The organism is Candidatus Gracilibacteria bacterium (assembly GCA_041661045.1).
Classification (GTDB): Bacteria; Patescibacteriota; Gracilibacteria; order UBA1369; family 2-02-FULL-48-14; genus 2-02-FULL-48-14.
The window spans coordinates 767,096-787,440 of record JBAZVE010000001.1; the positions used below are offsets into that span (position 1 = coordinate 767,096).

At 49.4% G+C, this 20,345-nt stretch carries 19 protein-coding genes, 1 tRNA gene and 1 pseudogene; 6 read left to right on the forward strand and 15 right to left on the reverse strand.

Translation table 25 applies throughout. The features are described 5' to 3' along the window. Window positions 1-2: 2 nt before the first annotated feature. Window positions 3-3,005 (reverse strand): vitamin B12-dependent ribonucleotide reductase, encoded by a 3,003-nt coding sequence (locus tag WC777_03745; GenBank protein ID MFA6024300.1) that lies wholly within the window; start codon window positions 3,003-3,005, stop codon window positions 3-5. A 335-nt stretch (window positions 3,006-3,340) separates the two neighbouring features. Between WC777_03745 and WC777_03750 the strand changes: the two genes are divergently transcribed. Continuing rightward, window positions 3,341-4,135, forward strand: coding sequence for a hypothetical protein (locus WC777_03750; GenBank protein ID MFA6024301.1), 795 nt, complete (start codon window positions 3,341-3,343; stop codon window positions 4,133-4,135). On the opposite strand, the gene WC777_03755 is transcribed toward WC777_03750, so the two are convergent. From WC777_03755 to WC777_03780, 6 genes are all read right to left on the reverse strand, one after another. Next, the gene (locus WC777_03755; protein MFA6024302.1) at window positions 4,132-4,803 is read right to left on the reverse strand and encodes an iron-sulfur cluster assembly accessory protein; all 672 of its coding nucleotides are present in this window, start codon (window positions 4,801-4,803) and stop codon (window positions 4,132-4,134) included. The two genes, WC777_03750 and WC777_03755, sit on opposite strands and share 4 nt — an antisense overlap. A 124-nt stretch (window positions 4,804-4,927) precedes the next feature. After that, window positions 4,928-5,296: a hypothetical protein gene (locus WC777_03760; GenBank protein ID MFA6024303.1), complete on the reverse strand. Its 369-nt coding sequence runs from the start codon at window positions 5,294-5,296 to the stop codon at window positions 4,928-4,930. A gap of 26 nt (window positions 5,297-5,322) precedes the next feature. Next, window positions 5,323-6,345: a tRNA preQ1(34) S-adenosylmethionine ribosyltransferase-isomerase QueA gene (gene queA, locus WC777_03765; GenBank protein ID MFA6024304.1), complete on the reverse strand. Its 1,023-nt coding sequence runs from the start codon at window positions 6,343-6,345 to the stop codon at window positions 5,323-5,325. After that, window positions 6,345-6,653 (reverse strand): hypothetical protein, encoded by a 309-nt coding sequence (locus WC777_03770; protein MFA6024305.1) that lies wholly within the window; start codon window positions 6,651-6,653, stop codon window positions 6,345-6,347. Before WC777_03770 ends, queA begins: the two co-directional genes overlap by 1 nt. Window positions 6,654-6,719: 66 nt before the next feature. Then, window positions 6,720-7,946: an MFS transporter gene (locus WC777_03775; protein ID MFA6024306.1), complete on the reverse strand. Its 1,227-nt coding sequence runs from the start codon at window positions 7,944-7,946 to the stop codon at window positions 6,720-6,722. A 241-nt stretch (window positions 7,947-8,187) separates the two neighbouring features. After that, window positions 8,188-8,559: a nucleotidyltransferase family protein gene (locus tag WC777_03780; protein ID MFA6024307.1), complete on the reverse strand. Its 372-nt coding sequence runs from the start codon at window positions 8,557-8,559 to the stop codon at window positions 8,188-8,190. Between the two features lie 61 nt (window positions 8,560-8,620). Between WC777_03780 and trmB the strand changes: the two genes are divergently transcribed. Together trmB and WC777_03790 are read left to right on the forward strand one after the other, a co-directional pair. Continuing rightward, on the forward strand, window positions 8,621-9,298 hold the full coding sequence (gene trmB, locus WC777_03785; protein ID MFA6024308.1) for a tRNA (guanosine(46)-N7)-methyltransferase TrmB: 678 nt from the start codon (window positions 8,621-8,623) through the stop codon (window positions 9,296-9,298). Window positions 9,299-9,331: 33 nt separating this feature from the next. Further along, window positions 9,332-10,000 carry a LysE family transporter gene (locus WC777_03790; protein MFA6024309.1) on the forward strand — a complete coding sequence of 223 codons (669 nt, stop codon included), beginning with the start codon at window positions 9,332-9,334 and terminating at the stop codon, window positions 9,998-10,000. Here the strand turns inward: WC777_03790 and WC777_03795 are convergent. From WC777_03795 to WC777_03805, 3 genes are read right to left on the reverse strand one after another with little or no spacing between them, the layout of a single operon-like run. Further along, window positions 9,913-10,806 (reverse strand): aminotransferase class IV, encoded by an 894-nt coding sequence (locus WC777_03795; GenBank protein MFA6024310.1) that lies wholly within the window; start codon window positions 10,804-10,806, stop codon window positions 9,913-9,915. The two genes, WC777_03790 and WC777_03795, sit on opposite strands and share 88 nt — an antisense overlap. Beyond that, on the reverse strand, window positions 10,806-12,215 hold the full coding sequence (locus WC777_03800; protein MFA6024311.1) for a hypothetical protein: 1,410 nt from the start codon (window positions 12,213-12,215) through the stop codon (window positions 10,806-10,808). The genes WC777_03795 and WC777_03800 overlap by 1 nt, the downstream gene beginning before the upstream one ends. Window positions 12,216-12,253: 38 nt before the next feature. After that, window positions 12,254-13,006 (reverse strand): M15 family metallopeptidase, encoded by a 753-nt coding sequence (locus tag WC777_03805; GenBank protein MFA6024312.1) that lies wholly within the window; start codon window positions 13,004-13,006, stop codon window positions 12,254-12,256. Window positions 13,007-13,066: 60 nt separating this feature from the next. On the opposite strand from WC777_03805, the gene WC777_03810 reads away from it, so the two are divergent. Then, on the forward strand, window positions 13,067-14,074 hold the full coding sequence (locus WC777_03810) for a hypothetical protein (GenBank protein ID MFA6024313.1): 1,008 nt from the start codon (window positions 13,067-13,069) through the stop codon (window positions 14,072-14,074). Here the strand turns inward: WC777_03810 and WC777_03815 are convergent. After that, on the reverse strand, window positions 14,071-15,606 hold the full coding sequence (locus WC777_03815) for a hypothetical protein (GenBank protein ID MFA6024314.1): 1,536 nt from the start codon (window positions 15,604-15,606) through the stop codon (window positions 14,071-14,073). The two genes, WC777_03810 and WC777_03815, sit on opposite strands and share 4 nt — an antisense overlap. Window positions 15,607-15,748: 142 nt before the next feature. Between WC777_03815 and WC777_03820 the strand changes: the two genes are divergently transcribed. Beyond that, window positions 15,749-16,234 (forward strand): hypothetical protein, encoded by a 486-nt coding sequence (locus tag WC777_03820; protein MFA6024315.1) that lies wholly within the window; start codon window positions 15,749-15,751, stop codon window positions 16,232-16,234. Here the strand turns inward: WC777_03820 and rlmN are convergent. From rlmN to WC777_03840, 4 genes are all read right to left on the reverse strand, one after another. Continuing rightward, window positions 16,231-17,313, reverse strand: a complete 1,083-nt coding sequence (gene rlmN, locus WC777_03825; protein MFA6024316.1) for a 23S rRNA (adenine(2503)-C(2))-methyltransferase RlmN — start codon at window positions 17,311-17,313, stop codon at window positions 16,231-16,233. The genes WC777_03820 and rlmN overlap by 4 nt on opposite strands. Window positions 17,314-17,323: 10 nt before the next feature. Further along, a tRNA-Pro gene (locus tag WC777_03830) sits at window positions 17,324-17,400 on the reverse strand. 261 nt (window positions 17,401-17,661) lie between these two features. Then, window positions 17,662-18,609 (reverse strand): DUF5667 domain-containing protein, encoded by a 948-nt coding sequence (locus tag WC777_03835; GenBank protein ID MFA6024317.1) that lies wholly within the window; start codon window positions 18,607-18,609, stop codon window positions 17,662-17,664. After that, complete coding sequence (locus WC777_03840; GenBank protein MFA6024318.1) at window positions 18,596-19,114, reverse strand: RNA polymerase sigma factor; 519 nt, start codon at window positions 19,112-19,114, stop codon at window positions 18,596-18,598. Before WC777_03840 ends, WC777_03835 begins: the two co-directional genes overlap by 14 nt. A 96-nt stretch (window positions 19,115-19,210) precedes the next feature. On the opposite strand from WC777_03840, the pseudogene WC777_03845 reads away from it, so the two are divergent. Next, a pseudogene (locus WC777_03845) lies at window positions 19,211-20,155 on the forward strand (L-lactate dehydrogenase). The last annotated feature ends 190 nt before the right edge of the window (window positions 20,156-20,345 follow it).

Sequence of the window (20,345 nt, forward strand, 5' to 3'; positions counted from 1 at the left end):
TTTTAGGAACAGCCCATGCTGTTTCCACAGTTGAGACATTTGTAGCAAGTGGCGTTGCGCACGGTCACATGTCCACAGGTTCCGCAGAGAGGGGCGTCGCCCATCATGCTTTTGAGTCCTTGGCTGAGGGCATCGTGAGCGGTGGTGGCTCCCATGCCGAGGCCGGATGCTCCCATGCTGGGCGCTTCGAGGCTGGGCGTGGCAGAACCACTTTGAGCTTCGGCTGCTTCATTTTGAATGGCGGCGGTGATTTTTCCTTTGAGCGTGTTTTCCATGAATTGCGTGCTCTTGGGTTCAACATGGACGAAATCCGTGCGGCCCAAATATTCCATTCCCAATACGCGGAAGATGAAGTCTACGATGGAAGTACATGTTCGAATATTGGGGTGGGTGGTGAATCCACTGGGTTCAAAGCGGGTGAAGGTGAAGCTGTCTACATATTTTTCCAGTGGGACTCCATATTGCAGTCCCACGGAGACCGCTACTGCAAAACAGTTGAGGAGGCTTCGGTAAGAGGCACCTTCTTTAAAGGTGTCGATGAAGACTTCGCCCAGAGTGCCGTCTTCATATTCTCCGGTGCGGATGTACATTTTTTGTCCCGCCACAGCGGCTTCCACGGTGATTCCATTTCGCTTGGTGGGCATGGAGATTTTTGATCCGCGGAGCACGGTGCCTTCTGGAAGTTCGGTCGTTTTTTCGGCAGTTGCGGCCTTGTCTTTTTTGCTGGAAAGCGGTTGAGAGTGTTTGCTTCCGTCGCGGTAAAGGGCAATGGCTTTGAGTCCCAGTTTCCAGGATTGCATATAGATGCTTCGGATCTCTTCCACGGTGGCTTCGTTGGGGATGTTCACGGTTTTGGAAATGGCTCCGGAAAGGAAGGGTTGTACGGCGGCCATCATCTTTACATGGCCCAGTGCGGCGATGTAGCGGCTGCCTTTTCCGCACTTGTTGGCACAGTCGAAGATTGCAAAATGTTCTTCTTTGAGTCCGGGCGCGCCTTCCAAAGTTTCGGCGGCTTCTTGTTTATCGGTACCCATCACGAAGTCCAGCATTTCTTTCACTTGTTCTTCATTGTAGTCCAAGCGGTGCAAAACTTCGGGGATGGATTGGTTGATGATTTTAAAGTGTCCTCCGCCGGCGAGTTTTTTCCATTTCATGATGGAGAATTCAGGCTCCACACCGGTGGTGTCGCAGTCCATCAAAAGTCCGATGGTTCCTGTGGGGGCGAGCACGGTGGCTTGAGCATTGCGGTATCCGTATTTTTCTCCCATTTCCACCATGAGGTCGGCGTCTTCTCGTGCGGCTTCCGCGAGTGCGGTTCCGGCCAGGTTCCCATCAATGGCGTGGGCGGCTTCCTTGTGTTTGTTCATCACACGGAGCATATCGGTTTTGTTCTTTTCGTATCCGGCAAAGGGTCCCACGGCTTTGGCCAATTGAGCGGAAGCCACAAAGGCGTGACAGTGCATGATGGCGGTGAGGGCGGCGGCGATGGAGCGGCCTTTGTCGCTGTCGTAAGGCACGCCGAGCATCATGAGCAAGGTCCCCAAGTTTGCGTAACCGAGGCCGAGGGGACGGTAGTCGTGGCTGTTTTGTGCGATGGAAGGAGTGGGGTAGGAAGAAACATCCACCAAAATTTCTTGAGCGATGAAGAAGATTTCTACGGCGTGGCGGTAAGCTGCAACATCGAAGGAACCGTCTTCGTTGAGGAATTTAACAAGATTGAGGGAAGCCAGGTTGCACGCGGTGTCGTCCAAGAACATGTATTCGCTGCAAGGGTTGCTTCCGTTGATGCGGCCGCTTTGTGGGCAGGTGTGCCACTCGTTGATGGTGGTGTCGAATTGGAGGCCGGGATCGGCGCAAGACCAGGCGGCCGCGCAAATATCTTCAAAAAGTTCCTCCGCATCGATTTCTTCATATTTTTTTCCATCGGTGCGGAAACGAGTCCAGAATTTCTCTCCTTTTTCCACGGCGCTCATGTATTCATCCATCACGCGCACAGAGTTGTTGGAGTTTTGTCCGGAAACCGTGTGGTAGGCTTCACCGCGCCAGTCTCCGCTGTAGCCGGCATCCATAAGCGCTTTTGCTTTTTTCTCGGATTCCACTTTCCAGTTGATGAAGTCACGGATTTCGGGGTGATCGATATCGAGCACCACCATTTTGGCGGCGCGACGAGTGGTTCCACCGGACTTAATAGCTCCGGCTCCACGGTCGAGCACTTCGAGGAAAGACATGAGTCCGGAAGAAATTCCTCCACCGGAAAGGATTTCGTATTTTGAACGAATGGCGGAGAAGTTGGATCCTGTTCCGGATCCGTATTTAAAGAGTTTGGCTTCATTTTTAGCCAGGTCAAAAATGCCCATCAAAGAATCGTCCACTTTTTGAATGAAGCAGGCGCTGCATTGAGGGCGAGCGTACGCGTTTTGGATTTCCACGATTTTTCCTTCTGCAAAATCCCAAGCATAATTTCCGGCATCTCCCACCACTCCGTATTCGTGATACAGTCCACAGTTGAACCACACGGGGGAGTTGAAGGCTCCGCGTTGCGTGATGCACATGAATTTGAGTTCTTGTTCGAAAGCATCGGCGTCTTCTTTGCTGGCAAAGTAGCCTCGCTCCTCTCCAAATGTGCGGATGGTGTGGGACACGCGATGCACCACTTGCTTGGCACTGGTTTCGCTGGTGTTGTCCGTTCCGCTGACGCCGCGTTTTCTAAAGTACTTTTGGGCCAAAATATCGGTGGCCAGTTGGGACCAAGTTTTGGGCACTTCCACGGCTTTCATTTCAAAAACCACCGTTCCATCCGGTTCCGTGATGCGGCTTTCGCGTGTTTCGAACTCGATCATGTCGAAAGCCTCCAATCCCACTTGAGTGAAACGGCGCTTGATGCTGAGTGCTTTGCCTGCGGGTTTGGCATCTTTGGGTCTTTCCACCTTGTTTGCAGTATTTGCAGCGCCGGCGGCGGGATCTTTGCTCGTAACGGGGTCGGGGAGGGTGATGGATTGGGCCATAAAAAAGGAGGAATAAGGTGGATAGAAATGGAGATAAAGCCCCGAACCGGTTCTAGTGGGGTTTTATCGCGTGAGACACAAGATATAGGGGATCTGTGCCAGGTGTACCCCAAGATACGGCCTTTTTTTAAAGGGGTCAAAGGGATTTGCCTCACTTCCATTTGACGAGCAGGGGCAAAACTTTTGGGGAGGGGCCTTGACTGAATTTTGAAAACTCGCGAACCACACTCTTAAGAGGGAATGGGTCAATGGTTTGTAAGGATGTCAAACAGCCTGTTGACGATTTTGAACAAAGGCGTATCCTTCGCTCTTGGCTTAATCTTAATGCACAACTTATGTCACAGCTTGATGCATCACAACGAAATCTTTTTGAAATGATACAGAGCGCCCCTGTTGTAGGATCAGAAGCGGCTGATCCCGTAAGAGATTTATTAGCTCAGGCACGGATTCGGCTTGATCAATCTGGCCTAGTTCCGCTTGTTTTCGAGGAGGGAAGACAGCGATATGATGGTGGCCCTGTCATTGGAGGTGATGCGTTTTATTATGTAGGTCAGAGAAGGAATGATGTGGGTGTTAATGATGCGGTTATAGAACGATTGCGGAGAAAAATGGCGGGAGATGAAGCTTTTACAAGAGCCGCCCTGTGGATGCCGAAAGGCATTCAAGTGGTTGGGGTAAGACCAGATGGTCAACTTGAGATTCGTCAGGCATCCACAGAAATTGTAAATGCACGATGGTCAACAAATTATCCAGCAGAGCCAAGGGATCGAAGTGGGTTGCGTCTATTGCCTCACGATGAGGCAGAAGCTCAGGAACGAGGAGCCTGGGCAACTATTCTTGAGATTCATCATGCAGTAAAGGCAGCAGGCTATCATGTGCCAGAAGATGCACCCAATCTCAAAAAGAGCGGGCTCGTCGCTGCTTCAGAAGCAGTGATGGGGACTCGCTATGTTATGGGCTCAGGGGATTGGTCATGGCGAAATGCGAGTCTTGAATCCCCTGACGACATTGATGGGAAGGTTCTTGTGCGTTCCGTGCGGTCTCTTCATCGTGGTGGGGAGTCCATTGAGGAGCGAAAGGCTTCCGTTAGTGATCACAATCATGGTGCGGTGCTCTGGTTAAGAGCTTAGCAGCTCTCGTCGCCGCAGCCGCAGGAGTCATTGGAGTCGCTGCCGCAGGAGCCACCACCGCAGCCGCCGGAGCCGCAAGAGCAGCCGAATTTTTTGGCGCCCACGAAGTTGGGGTTGCTGATTTTGAAGCCGCTGCCGTAGGCGCTTTCGATGAAGTCGACTTCGGCGCCCAGGAGATTTTGGAGAGATTCGGGATCGAGGAAAATTTCGACGCCGTGAAATTCAAAAGATTTGTCTTTGGACTCGCCGTGTTCGGTGAAGTCCATGGCGTAAGCGGGTTCTTTTTCCGGGGTGCTGCTGGAAGAGTGCGCGGTGATCCGGAGGCCGTAGCCTTCCTTATCTTCGGCCTTGGCGAATTCTTTGATTTTGGTGGCCGCGAATTCGGTGACATAAATGCCATCGTCCGGAGCGCGTTTGCGGACAAGGGCCAGGTCGTTGATGCGATCGATCATTTCATCCACTATTTCCTCGGCAATCCCGTGAGACATGGCGCCCATTTTGAGGGGTTCAAAAACATTCACACTGCAGCTGGTGCAGTGCAAGCCAAAGTCTTGCATGATTTCCGCGGATTCGGGCAGGCGGTTCAAGACATCTCCAATCAGCATGTCTCCATCAATCAGCTGTTTCTTGGGGGCTGACTTCTTGGGTTGGGATTTCTTCTTGGGCATCGGTTGTATTTAAGGAGCCCAAGGATAGCAGAACCGGCGTCAATGTGCCAGCGAGCAAACCCAAAATCATGATGACCGAGAGAACTTGGAAGATTTTTTTCTGCATAGAAGAAGAGGATGCCGCTTAGAGCACCTGGGTATCGATGTAAATGAGGGCCAGGGTCAGGAGCATGCTGATGAATCCTGCGATGGGCAGTCTTTCCTCGGTGAGGAGTTTTACTTTCCATTTGTTGAGGCTGGGGATGAGGGTGGCGGCGCCTTTAACGGCAGTGAGTACGGCCAGCCAAGACAGCAAACTTTCCCATTCCCATTTGAAACTTACGGAAGAAGTGGTGAGCATGAGCAAGGCCAAAACGAGGAGCAGAATGCTGGTGAAGAATTGTAGACCTTCGGAGTCGGCAAAATCTTTGAGGATGCGGCGAGTGCCTTTGGGGTCGAGGACCATTTTGAACTCAAGCGGAAGCATGAGGAGGGCAAGCAGAGTGAGAGTCATGGCGGCGGAGGTTAGGTGAGTTTATTTTACAGGATGAGCATCGAGTCGCCAAATGAATAGAAGCGAAAATCATTTTGGATAGCCAGCGCGTAGAGGTCTTTGAGGTGTCGTTTGGCTTTCTTGTGCTGTAAAAAGGCTTCGACTAGCATCATGAGAGAGGAATTGGGGAGATGGAAATTGGTGAGCAGTTGGTCCACCAGCGCGAATTCAAAAGGTGGAAAAATGAAGAGATTGGTGGTTTCTTTGTGGCCGAGGGCGAAACTTTCCAGTGTTCGCACGGCAGTGGTGCCCACCGCGGTGCAGCGGCGGCCGGCGGCTTTGAGGGCGCGAATTTCTTTGGCGGCCTGGGGGGAAATGGTGGTGTGTTCTTGGTAGAGGGTGCCGGTTTCAAAGTGTTCCGGAAGCACCGGCGCAAAAGTCCCCAGGCCGATGTGCAGCGTCACGAAACAGCTTGGGATACCGGCCGCCGCCAGTTTTTTGAACACGCGAGGCGTGAAGTGCAGCGAGGCGGTGGGGGCTGCGACGGAGCCCGGATTTTTTGCAAAAATGCTTTGATATTTTTTGCGGAGCTCCGCCTCGCTGAGCTCGGAAGTCCCGATGTAATGGGGAACAGGGGTGTGGCCGATCTCCAGCAAGAGCTTTGGGAGTTGGTGAAGGTCAAAGAGGGCCCGGAATGTGAATGCTTTCTCGGTGTCTTCGGTCACTTCTAAAAGGGCCTCTGGTTTGAGCACAATGCGCTGCCCCAAACGGAGCCGTTTGTTGGCGGTGGCCTTTACTGTGCCGGCAGCGTGATCCACTTCGCTGGGCAAAATCATCAATTCCACTTCTTCACCATTTTCTCGTTTGGCCAGTACTCTTGCGGGGAGCACTTTGCTCTCATTCATCACTAAAAAAGAATCCGTCGGGAGATATTTATGCAGGTTGATGAAACGATCAAACTGGACTTGATCCGTTTGAGTATTGTAAATGAGCAGCTTCGAATGATCTCGCGGGGAAGCGGGCTTTTTTGCAATACGGTCTTTGGGAAGCGGGTAGGAGTAGAGATCCATTAAGCGGCTTTCACCAGGTCTCGCGCTTGGCTCATGCTTTCCTCGAATTCCTCCATTTCACTTTCGAGGGCAGCCAGAATCTCTTCAAAGCCTTCTTCGTCGGATTGTTCGAGTTCATCCAGGGTGAGACGCATGTTTTCTAAACCCATGTGGAGATCATGCAAAACCTCGCCGTTTTCGTCGTCGGTGTCGCTCCAGTCTTCGTCGGTGTCATACAAATTATCAAACTCTTCTTGCAGTTCCTCGAGTTCATCCGCCCAGGTTTGGAATTTTTCTTTAAGAGCTTCAGTGGTTTCGGTGCGATTCATAGGATGGAAAGTTAGGTTGTGGTTCGCTGCGGCTTGATATTGATGTTGCTTTCGCAACCTTTTTGCTTAGCCTCCGCTGCGCTTCGGCTTGAAGGATATCACAAAAATAATCCATGCCAAGAGGATTATCACCGCACCTGTTAAAATGGCTAAATTTTCGTTTATAGTCACTAAAAATCCGGCCACCAGCGAGGGAATGGCTTGGCCCAAAGCGCGCAAAGATTGGGTGATGCCCATGGCTTCGCCTTGTTCGCTGGGTTTGCTGATCTGTGAAACCACGGCGGTGGTGTTGGGGAAGGTGAGTCCTTCAAAGAGGGCGAGAAAGGGCTGGCTGAGGTAAAGGAGGGTGACGCTGGGAATAAATGGAACCACGAAAAGAGTGGCCGAGAGGCAGAGTATGGAGAAGCGAAGCGTGCCTTGTGGGCTCAAATATCGTGCGGCGATGCGTGTGAAAAGCCCCTGACTTAGGGCGATCCAAATCCCCACGAAACCAAACAAGGTGCCGATTTGTGCACTGCTCATTTCGTACTTTTGAACCAAGAAGACTGGCATAAATTGGGTATAAAAACAAAAACCAAGGGCGTGGAGGAAGACCACCAAAAAGATGGAGCGCAGATGTTTCATGTGGAAGGACTTGGCGATGTGCTGGAAGCCCAAAAAGAGGTGTACCCGCTGATGGGTTGGGTTTTTGAGGGTTTCTTTAAAGAAAAAGGTGAGCAAGGTGAGGCTGAGGGCGGAAAGCAGTGCGGCAAAATAGAACGGTACCGCGGGGCCGAACCACGGTAATATAGATGGATCGGCCAGCTTTCCGCCCAAAAATGGTCCCACCACAAAGCCCAGCCCAAACGCCATTCCAATAAGGCCAAAGTTTTTGGCGCGGGTCTCGTCGGTGCTCATATCGGCAATGGCGGAATTGGCCACACTGATGTTTCCTCCCGTAAATCCGTCCAGGGCGCGGCTAAAATAGAGCAACCACAGTTGTTGAGTCACGATTCCCACGGCAAACAGCAAATACCCAAAAAAGGTTCCTATCAAAGAGATGGAGAGCATTTTTTTGCGTCCATAGCGGTCCGAGAGTGTGCCAAGAATGGGCGCCCCAAAAAATTGTCCCAGCGGATACACCGCCACCAGCACGCCCAGCGCAATGTTCCGCGTGGCCTCCGTCCACAGTGTTGGCACCAAGGTGCTCATGGGGTCGAGCATCATGGGCGCCAGCACCGGAATCATGATCCCAATCCCCATCAAATCTAAAAAGACGATGATGAAAAGGGTGAGGAATTTGGAGTTTTTCACTTTATTAGTTTTTGAATGTCTTTTTTGAAAGGAGGAAGATCTTCTTGAATGGTTCTCCAAATCAATTCCATGTCGAGGTCAAAGTAGTGATGAATAATCATATCGCGCATTCCACATGCATCCTTCCAGGAGATGTGAGCAAGGTCTTTTCTAAATTCCTGGGGTAATTGTTTTGTGGCCTCTCCGATCACTTCAAATTTTCTTAGAACTGCGTCTTGGGTCTTTTCATCTGACAAAAAATTTACCAAATCGATTCCTTTCGTGTATGCCTCGATCGATTCCAAGCACTCAAGAATGTGCTTGAGATACTCCTGTTCATCTTTCTTCATAAGATTTTTGCTTCATCTTTAAGGATTCTTTCTTTTAGAGAGGGGCGGATCGAGTTGTAAGTCCCTATGTCTACCTTTCTCTCCACGATTTCTTCTAAATCGCTTTTTAGGCGCACGAGATCAAAATAGGTCTTGCCTTTTTCCAGTTCCACCAAGATGTCTAAATCGCTCTCAGGGGTTTCTTCGCCTCGAGCAAAAGATCCAAAAATTCCCGAACGGACCACGCCCGCTTTTTTTAAAATGGGAACGATTTGCATCTGGATTTTTTTAATTCTTTGTGTCATAAGATTTTTTGAAGTTCGGTTTTAGCTTAGCTTTCTCTCTCTATTTTTACAAGTTCATCAGATGGCGCGACGAAAACTCAAACATTTTGCGGAGATGAAAGAAATGGCACATGTTTTTGAGCCGACCCTGGCTTTTCAACGGGGTGAAAAAATGGATTTGCGGGGCTCGTGGGGGCCTCGCGTTGTTTTGGAATTGGCGTGCGGAGGAGGGGATTACACGCTTGCGCTGGCCCAGCGTTTTCCGACCAACACGGTGATTGGCGTGGACATTAAAGGGAGCCGGATGTGGTTTGGCGCGCAAAAAGCAGCGGATCTTAAGGTGTCCAACGCCAAATTTCTGCGCACACAAATTGCAAATTTGGGAGATTTTTTTGCCGATGGCGAGGTGGATGAAATCTGGATCACTTTCCCCAATCCGCATCCCACCAAGGGCAACGCCAAACGCCGTTTGACCTCGCGCAGATTCCTGGAAATGTATCGGCGCATTTTAAAGCCCGGCGGCTTGCTGCACCTGAAGACGGACGACGCCGCTTTGTTTGAATTCAGCAAAGAAATGCTGCCTTTGGAAGGGTTTATGGTGGAGGAGGCCCTGGCTGACATTTATGGCGCCGCCGAGGATGACGCCATGGGGGTCGATTCGATTTTGACCCAAATCCAAACTCAATACGAAAAAAAGTATCTTGCTCAGGGCCGAACCATTAAGTATTTGAGGGGCGTCAGCCCTTCCAAAGTTGCGTAAATTGTGTTACAATACAGGGAAACAAAAATAAATATGTTCACGCCGGAAGCATTTCTGTTCGGGTTCACTCAAGGTTTTGTCCTTGGCCCATTGAGTCTCTATGCTATTCGTGAAGGATTGAATCCAAAGAAGGGTTTTTGGTATCAACTTCAGGTTATTTTGGGATCTTTTGTTGTGGATATTGTTTATTTGCTCATGGCCACTTATGGCATTGCGCACTTTGTTGAAAATCAGTGGGTCAAGGTGGTGATGTGGACTTTTGCGGGTTGTATTTTGATTCGAATGGGCTTCAACTCTCTCCATGAAAAACCAGGTCGTTTGACTTATATTAAACTTCATGGGCATCGGCTCACTTTTTTTGACAACGATTTTGTGAAGGGATTTATAGTGAGTTTGTTTAATCCTATGGCGGTGGTCTTTTCCCTTATGATTGTGGGCAGTCTTTATGCTTCTTATGCGGGCTCCAGTGGTCCTGCCACTTTTGCTATGAATGTAAATTTGGGTGGAGTTGCCGCTGGCTTAATTGTCTGTGGTCTTACTTATGCGGTTCGTCAAGTTTTCCATGCGTGGATGATTAAAAAGCTCATGTTTGTGGGATCTATGGTTTTGATCGGTTATGGAGCGTATTTTTCTTTTAAGGCCTTTGCGGAAATTCAACCCATGGTTGAGGCGGCATTTGCTTCCATATATTCCGCAATGTAGTCCTGGTAAGCGTCCATGAGTTTTTTTGTGATGGGTCCAGGTTTTCCGTTGCCCACCTTTTTATTATTGAGCTTGGTGACGGGAATAAGCTCTCGCGGGCGATTGGTGAGAAAGATTTCATCGGCGGATTTGAGGGCGCCGAGTTTTATGTTTTTTTGGATGACTGGGATTGCTAGTTTTTTGGCAAGGGCCAAAACTCGTTTTCGAGTGAGCCCTGGTAGCATGCCTGTTTTTGGTGTGATGATTTTCCCGTTTTTCACAATCATCAGGTTGGTTGAGGCTCCTTCGGGAATGTTTCCGTCTGGGCTTACTATAAGAGCTTCATAAATACCTTTTGGAAAAAGTTCTTTATAAGCCACGACCATATGAGTGAGGCCCACAGTTTTTATTTCTGGCAAAATGCGCTGTAAATGCATGGTTACCACGGAAACTCCACTGGAATAATCTTTTGGGTTGAGGATAAGAGGCTCGCATGTGACCACGGCAAGAGGATTTTTGGTGCAGGTGAAATCAAAATCATTCACTCCTCGAGAAATCGTGATGCGTACTCGTGCTGACTTTGCTTTATTTCGATCGGCGGTTCCTTGAATCCAATTTTTGAGCTGCTTCTCTGTCCAAGGAAGCTCAATATTCATGACTTGAGCGGAGTGTAAAACCCTTTGGACATGCAATTCGAGTTCCAAGACTTTGCCTTTGTAGGTGCGCATGGTGTCGTAAAAACCATCGCCATAGAGGAAAGCGTTGTCCAAAACAGATATTTTGGCTTGTTTATCGTTCATCCATTTTCCGTTGATGCAGATGATCATTAGGGTTGGGGTTCGTTACACAGGATATCATAAATAATTGGCCAGTTGCTTTCAAAGGCATTCGCAAGAATGATCTTGCTTAGAGCTTCTTGAGATTCCTCCAAGGTCTTTCCTGTGCCGTGGAGCAGGAGGTCCAGGTTGAGGGCTGGGCGCTTCGCTTCCAAGAAAAGGGTGTTGAGTCCGTAGTTATATAAAGTACTGTTGGCTTGGCAGAGGTCTGAGTCGGCTCCGGCTCGGTTGTAGACTTCTTTCATGGACGCTAGGTAGTGCATTTGGTTGAAGCCGCCCAAACAGTTGAAGCCGTAATACAGGTGTATCACCGTGTAGATGAGCAGCAGGTTGGGCATGAGGGCTTTTTTCCGCAAAGCCTGGGCCACGGCCTCGGGGGTGAAGGGGAGGCTGAAAGCGCCGTCTTCGGTGCAGAGCTGGCCGTCTTTTTTTTGAAGTTTAGTTCGAGTATTTTTTTCTGGATTCACCCACCAAAAGAGGTGGGTAGCCAGGTTGCCTTGACGCAAAAATTCTTCCATGGCTGTTGTGAGGGAGTCCAGGAATGTGGCTTGGCTGGGGTCGAAGATCAGTTTATGGATGAGGCTTTCGCTTTGCAGGTGGTTCTCTAGGAGCAGTTCTGTGACCAGGGTTTCCAGATCCACATAAATAAGGCTTTTGGCCTGGGGCTCGTTTTTGAAGATTTTTTCCCACAGTTCATAGTTGATCTGAGTGAATTGATCACATAAAGAAGGCGCTGAGAGGATTTCAGGCTTTTTATAAATTTCCGTGAGTACCGCAAAGAGTTTGTCGGCTTCTTGAGGGCTGACTTCTCCGTTCCGCACTTTCTCATGCAGGGCCTTCTCAATTTTTACAATTTCTTCCAGAGTGTAGGGTCTGAAACCATAAACCAGGCTGCTGTGGCTGTTGCTTGGTAAAATAGAGAGCTTTTGGAGTTCATAGGAACCATTTTTTTCTGAGTGGAACAAAAGGCCACGGGGATAGTCTTCGTTATTGAGAGAAACGCTGGCACAGGACAGTACTACCACATTTTTTAGCACGGGGTCGTTGAGTTCAGCGGCTGCTGCGGCCAGCATCAGGTCGGCGCTGGTTGGCAGGCTGGAGTTGAGGGTTCCGTGGTGATCGGCGCTGGAGGCTCCGTAATAATGCTCTAGTTGAGTTTTGACCTCGTCGGCTTTGGCTATGCTCAGGCGGCTAGCTACGATTTTATGAAAGCTGCGTAAAAACTCTTCCTGGCGTTCTTGGGCGGGGGTAGGTAGGTTTTTCAGGTTGGCAATGGCAAAGTCCTTTAAAGACAGATCCCCATATTTCTCGATCAACTCTTTAAGCAGAGGGCGTTTTTCGAATATGAACGCCTTCTGTTCAGCTGGGCTTGTACCGGCTTGGGATTGCAGAAAAAACATAGATGCTCTGTGATTATAACGGGTTTGGCTGGGTCTTGCTATGCTTTGTCGAAGTGTTGCCAATCTTGCTCCCCGTTCCATTCGGCGCCCCACTCCCAACCTTTGGCTTTGAATGTGGATACCACGGCGTCACCGTCAACAAGTACTCCTGGCTTTCCTGCTTCATAAATGGCTCCTTCGGGGACGATGCTGCCGTCTTTGCGGTAATGGGGATTCAGCAGGGGATTGATATCCACCGCACGCCCCTTTGCGTGTCGGGACATGATGGTGGTGCCTGCAATAGTGCGGTAATTGAAGCCGGAGCTGTTGTCTACCAGCATGGAGGCATCGTCATCCCATTCAAACTGGGAAACGGGGATAGCGGATCGGACGGGAAACTTTGTCTTAAAAGCAGCAGCAAATACCTCTTCCACCTCGTTTGCCAGCTCCTCATCCACCACTATTTGGCCCTTATGAGTCAAGCCATCGAAACCTACATAATACACTTCCAAAAGTGTCTGTTTGGCCAGCAGTTCCTCAGGGCAGTCGTCCCGCAGGCCGTTCACCACTGCTTCTAAATAAGACAGTTGAGCATCCACCACGGCATCGGTGGGGGCTTCTTCTAAACCATAGTTGGCAAGATTAACGGGCCTGGATTGCAGTTTTCCCTCGGCTTCCATTTGTAACAAACAGATGATTTTAGACCGAAGAGCCGCTACTTCTTCAGTAACGGGCTCTTGTAAAACATCTTCTCGAGCGCTGAGTTCGGCAGCTCTTGTGTACTCCGTTCTGCCTGGGGCTTGATTTAGCATTTGACAAGCAAGTTAATATGTTATATGCTCCTGAGCTAGCAACTATAACTCCCTTATCCAATGGAAACAAGCCAATTTGATTACTCAAAGCGAACTCTCGACAGAGCTAATAAGGGATTGATGGATTCAGAATACCGAGGAGTTCCCGGGGTTAAAGAATTCCGCGGAGAGCAAGCTGGACCTTCTGATCCAGTATTGTTCATTGGTACTCATACTCATGGAGATGAACCCGGATCAGGTGCGATTCTCCCTGCACTTATGAGTGGAAAAGTTCAACTGGAGCGAGGTCGTGTGATTGTAGCGGCCAATAATCTTGCTGCAGCGCGAAACGGAAAGCGTGTGATACCTGGTGGATTGAATTACAACCGTCTTCCCGCAGATGATGTTCTAGCTCAAGCTCATGTGAATAATCCTTCTGTGGATATTCAAAGAATGCGAGCGTTGGCACAAGCAGGTTTACTTGAAGCAACACACGGTTTGGATCTCCATACTATCCCTCATTCAAAGATTCCTGGATTTAAACTCCACGAGAAGGGTGATCCTGCTTTTGCAAATGCTATTGGTCTTGAAACTTTTATTGCTGACATCACCAACAACCAGTTTGATGCAGAGAATCCTACTGGACCTAAGACTGTGGCTTTTGGAAACTACATCGGAGGTTTGCATAATCCTATTCCAGTTGCTGAAATAGAAGGAGGAGGTAAAGAAACCCCTCGAGTGCGTCAAACCGTTGCTCAAGGAACGCTTTCTGTTATGGCTCAATTGGGAATGATTGATCCTAGCCGTTATGGATTAAAGTCAAGAGAAATGGAACAACGCTTATACACGGTTACCGACTGGGCTTGGGCACCTGCTGGCTATACTATGGCTCGCGAATTCGAACCTTATGCGGAAGTACAAGAAGGAGAGCCTGTAATGATTGACGCTACTGAACAAGGGCGGTCACCAATCTTGGCTCCTAGAAGGGGGCACTTGATTATGCCACCCCCATTTGGGAAACCTCTCGAGGGAAATGATGACTGGTGGTATTCAGCTCCAGTAGAAGTGAGCCGACAGATGGTGCTTTAAACTTCTGGAATCTCTATACAAGGTTCAGCCTTATCGTGAAGTCCGATCATGGTGTTGAGGTCCTTCTCGGTTATCGATTCCAAATCGGGGTCCCATTCGGATTTGTCGTAGGAGATTTTGTACATTTCAGGCATCAGTGGGGTCAGGGCTTCTTCGAAAGTGATTTGTTTGGCGGAATCTACCAGGCGTTGCCAGCTGTCCTCCTTACCATAAAGAATTAAATCGGGGCCACTGGCCAGGGCTACCTCGTGATCGCCATATTCCATAAAGGCAAAGCTGAGTCCGTCACAGATTTCCTTGGTTTGAGCCCGAGCGCAGACTTCAATACTGCGGTAATTCCCAATATCTACATTCATTTTAATGTATCCGTTCTTCATGTGAGTGAGGTAGTTCACTTGGTTGAATCCCCCAAGACATTTCACGCCGTAGTAAAAAGAAACGGTTGAAAAAGCCAGTAAGAGACCTGGGATAAGTTCTTTTTCTTCCATGGCTTTTTGAATAATTTCTGGCTTGAGTTCGATCTTGTAAGATTCATCTTTGGAAACCAAGAAATTGCCCTTTCTCCAGAGTTGAAGATTGTGTTTGCTCCCTTTGGGCAGGGCCCAGAACAGATAGGTTCCTGATTCATCGGCTCGTGAGAAAGATCCAAAAATCCCTTCAAAGTACTGATTGATGTAGGGTTCGTAAGTGGGGTCAAAGAGGATGTGGTTTAAGATGGTGTCTTGATTGAGGTGATGCTTGATGAGCAGGCGGACGACAATATCCTCCAATTCCAGGTAAACCAGGTTGGGGAGTTTCACCTTGCTGGCTTCGAAGAGTCGTGGCCAAAGTTTGAAATTGGTTTTGCTGATTTGCTCTGTGTAAGTACTTGAGTTGTACACTTCGGGTTGGTCGTAGACTTCTTTCATGAGCTGACTCATTTTTTCATATTCCATAGAGCCAATCTCAGCTTTATCGAGCTTGATTTTGAGTTCTTTTAGAATTTTTTCCACTTCTACCTTGGTATATGGAGGGAGGGTGTAAACAGCGGCGGGGCGAGTGTTGGCGGAGAAGAAAGACATGCGGTGAGTTTGCAGTTTTCCTTCTCGTACATTGTGAAAAAAGAGTCCACGGGGAAAGGAAGAATTGTCCACGGAAATATTGGCGCAAGCCAGCACTATGACATTTTGAATCGCAGAGTCTGAATGATCAGCCATGGCTGCTGCCGTCAGCAAATTGGAATTCAAAAAGAAGGGGTGGGTGATGGGGCCATCGTGATCGGCGGTAGAAACGAAATAGTATTTCTTAAGCTGATTGACCACGGAATCTGCCAATTTCTTACCAAAACGGGCTTCCACTACTTCCGCTATTACACCCAGGAATTCATTTTGTCTTCGAGGAATGGTAGGGGGCAGGTTCACATCCACATAATCATGGGAGTATTCGAAGAGTTTTTTTGAACCTCGTTTCTTTAGAATGGCGTTAAGTACAGGTCTTTTTATAAGCACCTTCTCTTTTAAGCGTGCAAATCGGTCCCTTAAGTCGTCCTGCATAGACTCGTTCGCTTTTAGATGGAGGTAATTTAGACCATTTTAAAGAAAGATGCAAAGGGGTTGGCTAAAGCACTTGCATCGGGGTGGGCGACTTGACTTTTTTGTTAATTATATTATACTTAAAATACTAACCCTTTAAATGATGAGTAACAAAGAAGCTGTCTCAGGAGCTCCTGAAGTTCAAACTGGTGTCTTGGAAGCTTCGATTTGGAAGGTTCTGTTGTTGACTCCATATATAGGAGAAGCTCAGACTCAGGGAGTGCTTCAGTTCTTGAGTAGAGAAATTACAATAAACGGTAAATCTTATTTAATTGAACAGCGGAGTGAGCATGGGCCTGGATATAGCGGATATGATTTACTTACGGTTACAGATACTTCCAGTGGAGGGGTTACTGTAAAGATTGGTGTAGCTTATGTGGCTGTTGATGTTGGTGGGGAACGGGTTTATACAAGGACTGGTGATCAAGTTGTTGGAGATGTAGCTTTGGCTGCATGCATTGTTGATGCAATGGTAAGCGATTTCACTGATTATGGGGCACGGAAACATCCAGTGGAGGCAACGAAAAATATAGCAAGCCAGTTGGGTCATGAGTTTAAGCGCTTGATAGACGGAGCTTCTCAAGATTAAGCTCCCTTCTTCCCGCCCAGCACTATCAATTGGCCGCAGGCGGCGGCGATGTCGTCGCCCATGGTTTTGCGGAGGGTGACGGGGACGCCGCGGGATTCGAGGATGGCTTTGAAGCGGTCGATTTGGGCACGGGTGGAGCGCTCGAGGCCGATGTCGGTGAAGTTGTAAGGGATCATGTTCACTTTGAGGGGCTCGTGGGCGTGGCGGCGGGTTTGGCTGAGTTCGCGGACCAGGTCGGCCAGGACTTCGGCGTGGTGGTCGGTGTCATTGACAGCGCGCAGCATGACATATTCAAACGACAGGTGGTGGCGGCGGTTGCCGTGGATCTGCTGGTAGCGTTGGATCCAGTCTTTGAGCTTGGGGATGAACTCTTCAAAAGAGCTGGGCACGATTTCCTTACGGGTGATGGGATCGGCGCTGTGAAGGGAAATGGCGAGGCGGGCATCGGGCCAGTCGGGATCGATGAGGATTTTTTCGAGTATGGGGAGCACACCCACGGTGGAAACCACGATATGAGTGGGGCCCAGATCGGTGTTTTTGAGCCAGGTGTGGATGGTCTTTTTTACATTTTCATAATTGGCGAGTGGTTCGCCCATTCCCATGAACACCACATTGGAAATGCGCTGCTCGCCCTGGAGTTCGGCGGCGATGAAATGCTGCCAAAATCGATATTGATCGGTGATCTCGTCGCTGGTCAGGCTGCGGAGCAGACCCATTTTTCCGGTGGCGCAAAAAGTGCAGGCCATGGCACAGCCAACCTGGGACGATACACAAATGGTCCAATCACCTCGTTTGTTTTCCATGAGCACGGTTTCCACTTTTTGTCCGTCCTCCAACTCGAGCAGGGCTTTGTGGGTATCCCCTTTGGCGCTGCGCATGATTTGGGAGCCCTTGTAGGCCAGCCAGGGAACTTGTTCCGCAAGAACTTCACGCATGGGCTTGGAAAGGTTGGTGATGTCCATCCACCCCTTTTTTTCAGGTTTAAAAAGGTTCTCTTCAATTTGCTTCCAACGAAAGGCCTTTTCATTTGGGAAAAGTTCGTGGAAGGCTTCGTAACGGGTTTTTATGGGGGTGAGCATGAGTTTGAATTGGTCGGAGTGGCGGGACTTGAACCCACGACCTCGGCGTTCCGAACGCCGCGCGCTAGCCAACTGCGCTACACCCCGATGGGCCTCAGTGTAATGCAAAGTTCTTGAAGGGGGAAGGGGGATGAGTTAGGATTGTGTTTTAAAACAGGTTTATGGAGGTGATGTTGGCCGTTCCGCTAGAGGGGCAACCGTATGAGCACTATGGGTGTGGGAAGCATTCTGCTGAGATGCTTTGGCGGTTTCGTGCGGGAGACAACATAAAGCTGCCTTGGAAGCATGTGGATGAAGAAGGGCTGTGCCACAGTAAGGAAGCCGATGTGGATAATGATGATTTGGCGACTATCCTCATGCGACTTTTTGACTGCAGGGTGAGGCAGGGGGCTTGTATTCAGGAAATTGTGGAAGCCATTGATGAGGGTCACCCGGTTTTGATCAACTTCTTGATTCCCTATGATGAGGGGGATCCGAATTCAAAGAATCCGGATGCGTGGCAATTCCATAATATAAAAGATTTTCCTTTGCCGAATGGAAAGCGTGCGGAGCATATGGATGGTCATTATTGCGTGGTGGTGGGGTATCGCGAAGAAGAGGGGGAACGATTGATTTTGATCCTCAATGATCCTTTGCGGGCGCGCATTGAAATTGCCGCGGAAGAGTTCCTCTGCCTGTGGCGTGCCTATTATTCACACCATACCGCTTGGATGATTGTTGCGGGAGAGGTACGGGAGCACATCAAGGTGCTTGCAGTTCTTGGGTAGCTGTTTGGTGCAGGTCGAAGAGAGCTTTTCGTTTGTCGCTGAGCTGGGTGCTTTGTTCTTCCGCGCCGGAGGCTTTGAGCTCTTCTAATCGGAAATTCATTTCATCCCCGTGTTCTTTCAGTTTTGCTTTGAGCTCGATTTTAGCCTTTTCGCTCAGTTTTCCTTGGGTGGAAAGTTCTTCGGCTTCGGCCATTCGGCGGGCCATCCGTTCCAAGTCCCATTCGGCTTTGGCTTCCGGGGTGAAACGGAAAAACTCTTGAACTTCCTCATTCACCTCCACTTTAATGGGATACAATGTGTCTCCGGGGAGGGAAGATTCGGCGGCATAAGAAACTCCGCTGCTGAACACGGCAAGAATTCCGAGGCTTGCGGCCAAGGACATGGCCGGGCGGCGCATGGAACCAAAGAATCGGCTTAAGAAGCTCTTTTTTTCCATGAATGCAATGAATTCGCGGCGACCCTGTTCTTTTTCTTGAACGGTGAGTCGGACGATGCCGAGTGCGGTTTTGAGCGGATTAAGTTCTTTCATGGTGTTTAAAGTGTTTACGGAGTTCTTTCATGGCCCGGTTGAGCCGTACGGAGACTAAATTTGGACTGATCCCTAGAATCTCGGCGGTTTGGTTCAAGGGGAGGTCTTGCAGATAATGGAGGGTGAGGACTTCGCGGTATTCTTCTTTCAGGAGGTCTAGACTCTTGAGCGCTTCTTTGGCATCCAGCTGATCTTTCATTTGCTTGCTGTGGTCTTCTCCGGGTTCCAGTCCCGCTTCCACAAGATCTTCGAGGGAAGCTGCTTTTTTGGATCCGGGGCGACGACTGTGGTCGATGATGAGGTTGGTCGCAATCTTGTAGAGCAGCGCTCTTAGATTTTCGATGTCTCCTTCGCCCGTTTCCCCATAATGCTTCCAGGCTTTCATGAACGATTCTTGCATGAGCTCCTTGGCCAGCTCCCTGTCGTAGACTCGGATGAAGCAGTGTCTAAAGATGGCATCCGCATACTTGTCGTACGCCTCGGCAAACTTCTCTTGAGTCGACATAAAATGCCTAACATTAGGTGTAACGCCAGCCTAGCAAAAATCTTACAAGAAAAGAAGAGACTTGGTGCTATACTGGATCCATCTAGCCAATATACCATGCCCAACGCTTGCACTCTTCCTTCTTTTCAAACGCAATTCAAAGTGACCGTGATTGGGGCGGGGAATGTCGGGGCCACGGCGGCTTATGCCATGCTCATGGATGGGACTCCGACGGAGTTGGTGCTTTTGGATCGTAACAAAGAGAAGGCGGAGGGCTTGGTCCTCGACATGGAACATTCGATGTCTTTCCTCAATTACACAAAAGTGCTGGGGACGGATGATTATGCTTATGCGAAAAATTCCCACTTGGTTGTGATTACGGCGGGGGCTCGGCAACAGCCGGGTGAGACGCGTTTGGATCTGATTGCCAAGAACCGCGCCATTTTAAAAGACATTGCCGGCAAAATCATAAAAGTTTCGCCCAAGGCGATTTTTGTTTTGGTGAGCAACCCTGTGGATGTTTTGACTTATGAGTTTTATAAAATGACGAAATTGCCTTGGGGCCGGGTTTTTGGAACGGGAACCATGCTCGACACCGCACGCCTGCGTTTTCATCTTTCGGAGCAACTGTGTTTGAGCTCAAAAAGTGTGGAGGCCTTTGTTTTGGGGGAGCACGGCGACACCTCTTTCCCGGTGTGGAGCAGTGCCAATGTGGGTGGGATGCCGCTGGCCAAGATGCCCGGATTCACAAAAAGCATGGCGAGCGCATCTTACAAAGACACGCGCGAGGCGGCGTATCGCATCATTCATGATGTGGGCTACACCTGTTATTCGATTGGAACGGTGATCAAGGAGCTGATGGTGCATGTGTTCCAACACTCACGGATTGTTTTGCCCCTTTCGATTCCCCTTGAAAAAGGCCATCGCTTTGGGGGAGTGGAGGGCGTGGCGCTCAGCGTTCCATGTGTGCTCGACAGCACGGGCGTGACCCAAATCATTGAACTTCCCCTGAATGGACTCGAAAAGAAACAACTTAAAAAATCAGCCGCAACTTTGAAGGCTTATTTAAAGAAGTGAGGGTTTAGAACTCGTCGGTGCTTTGAGGGGGGAGACTTTCAACTCCAGCTACGCGCGTGCGCGTCTTTAGTATGAGAGGGTGTGCACTTGCATCCAGGTCCCATGTTTTTTCGATACCCTTTGGAGGGGTGGGAAACTCATAGGGTTCTTCTTCTACGGCATCTGGATCTGGAAA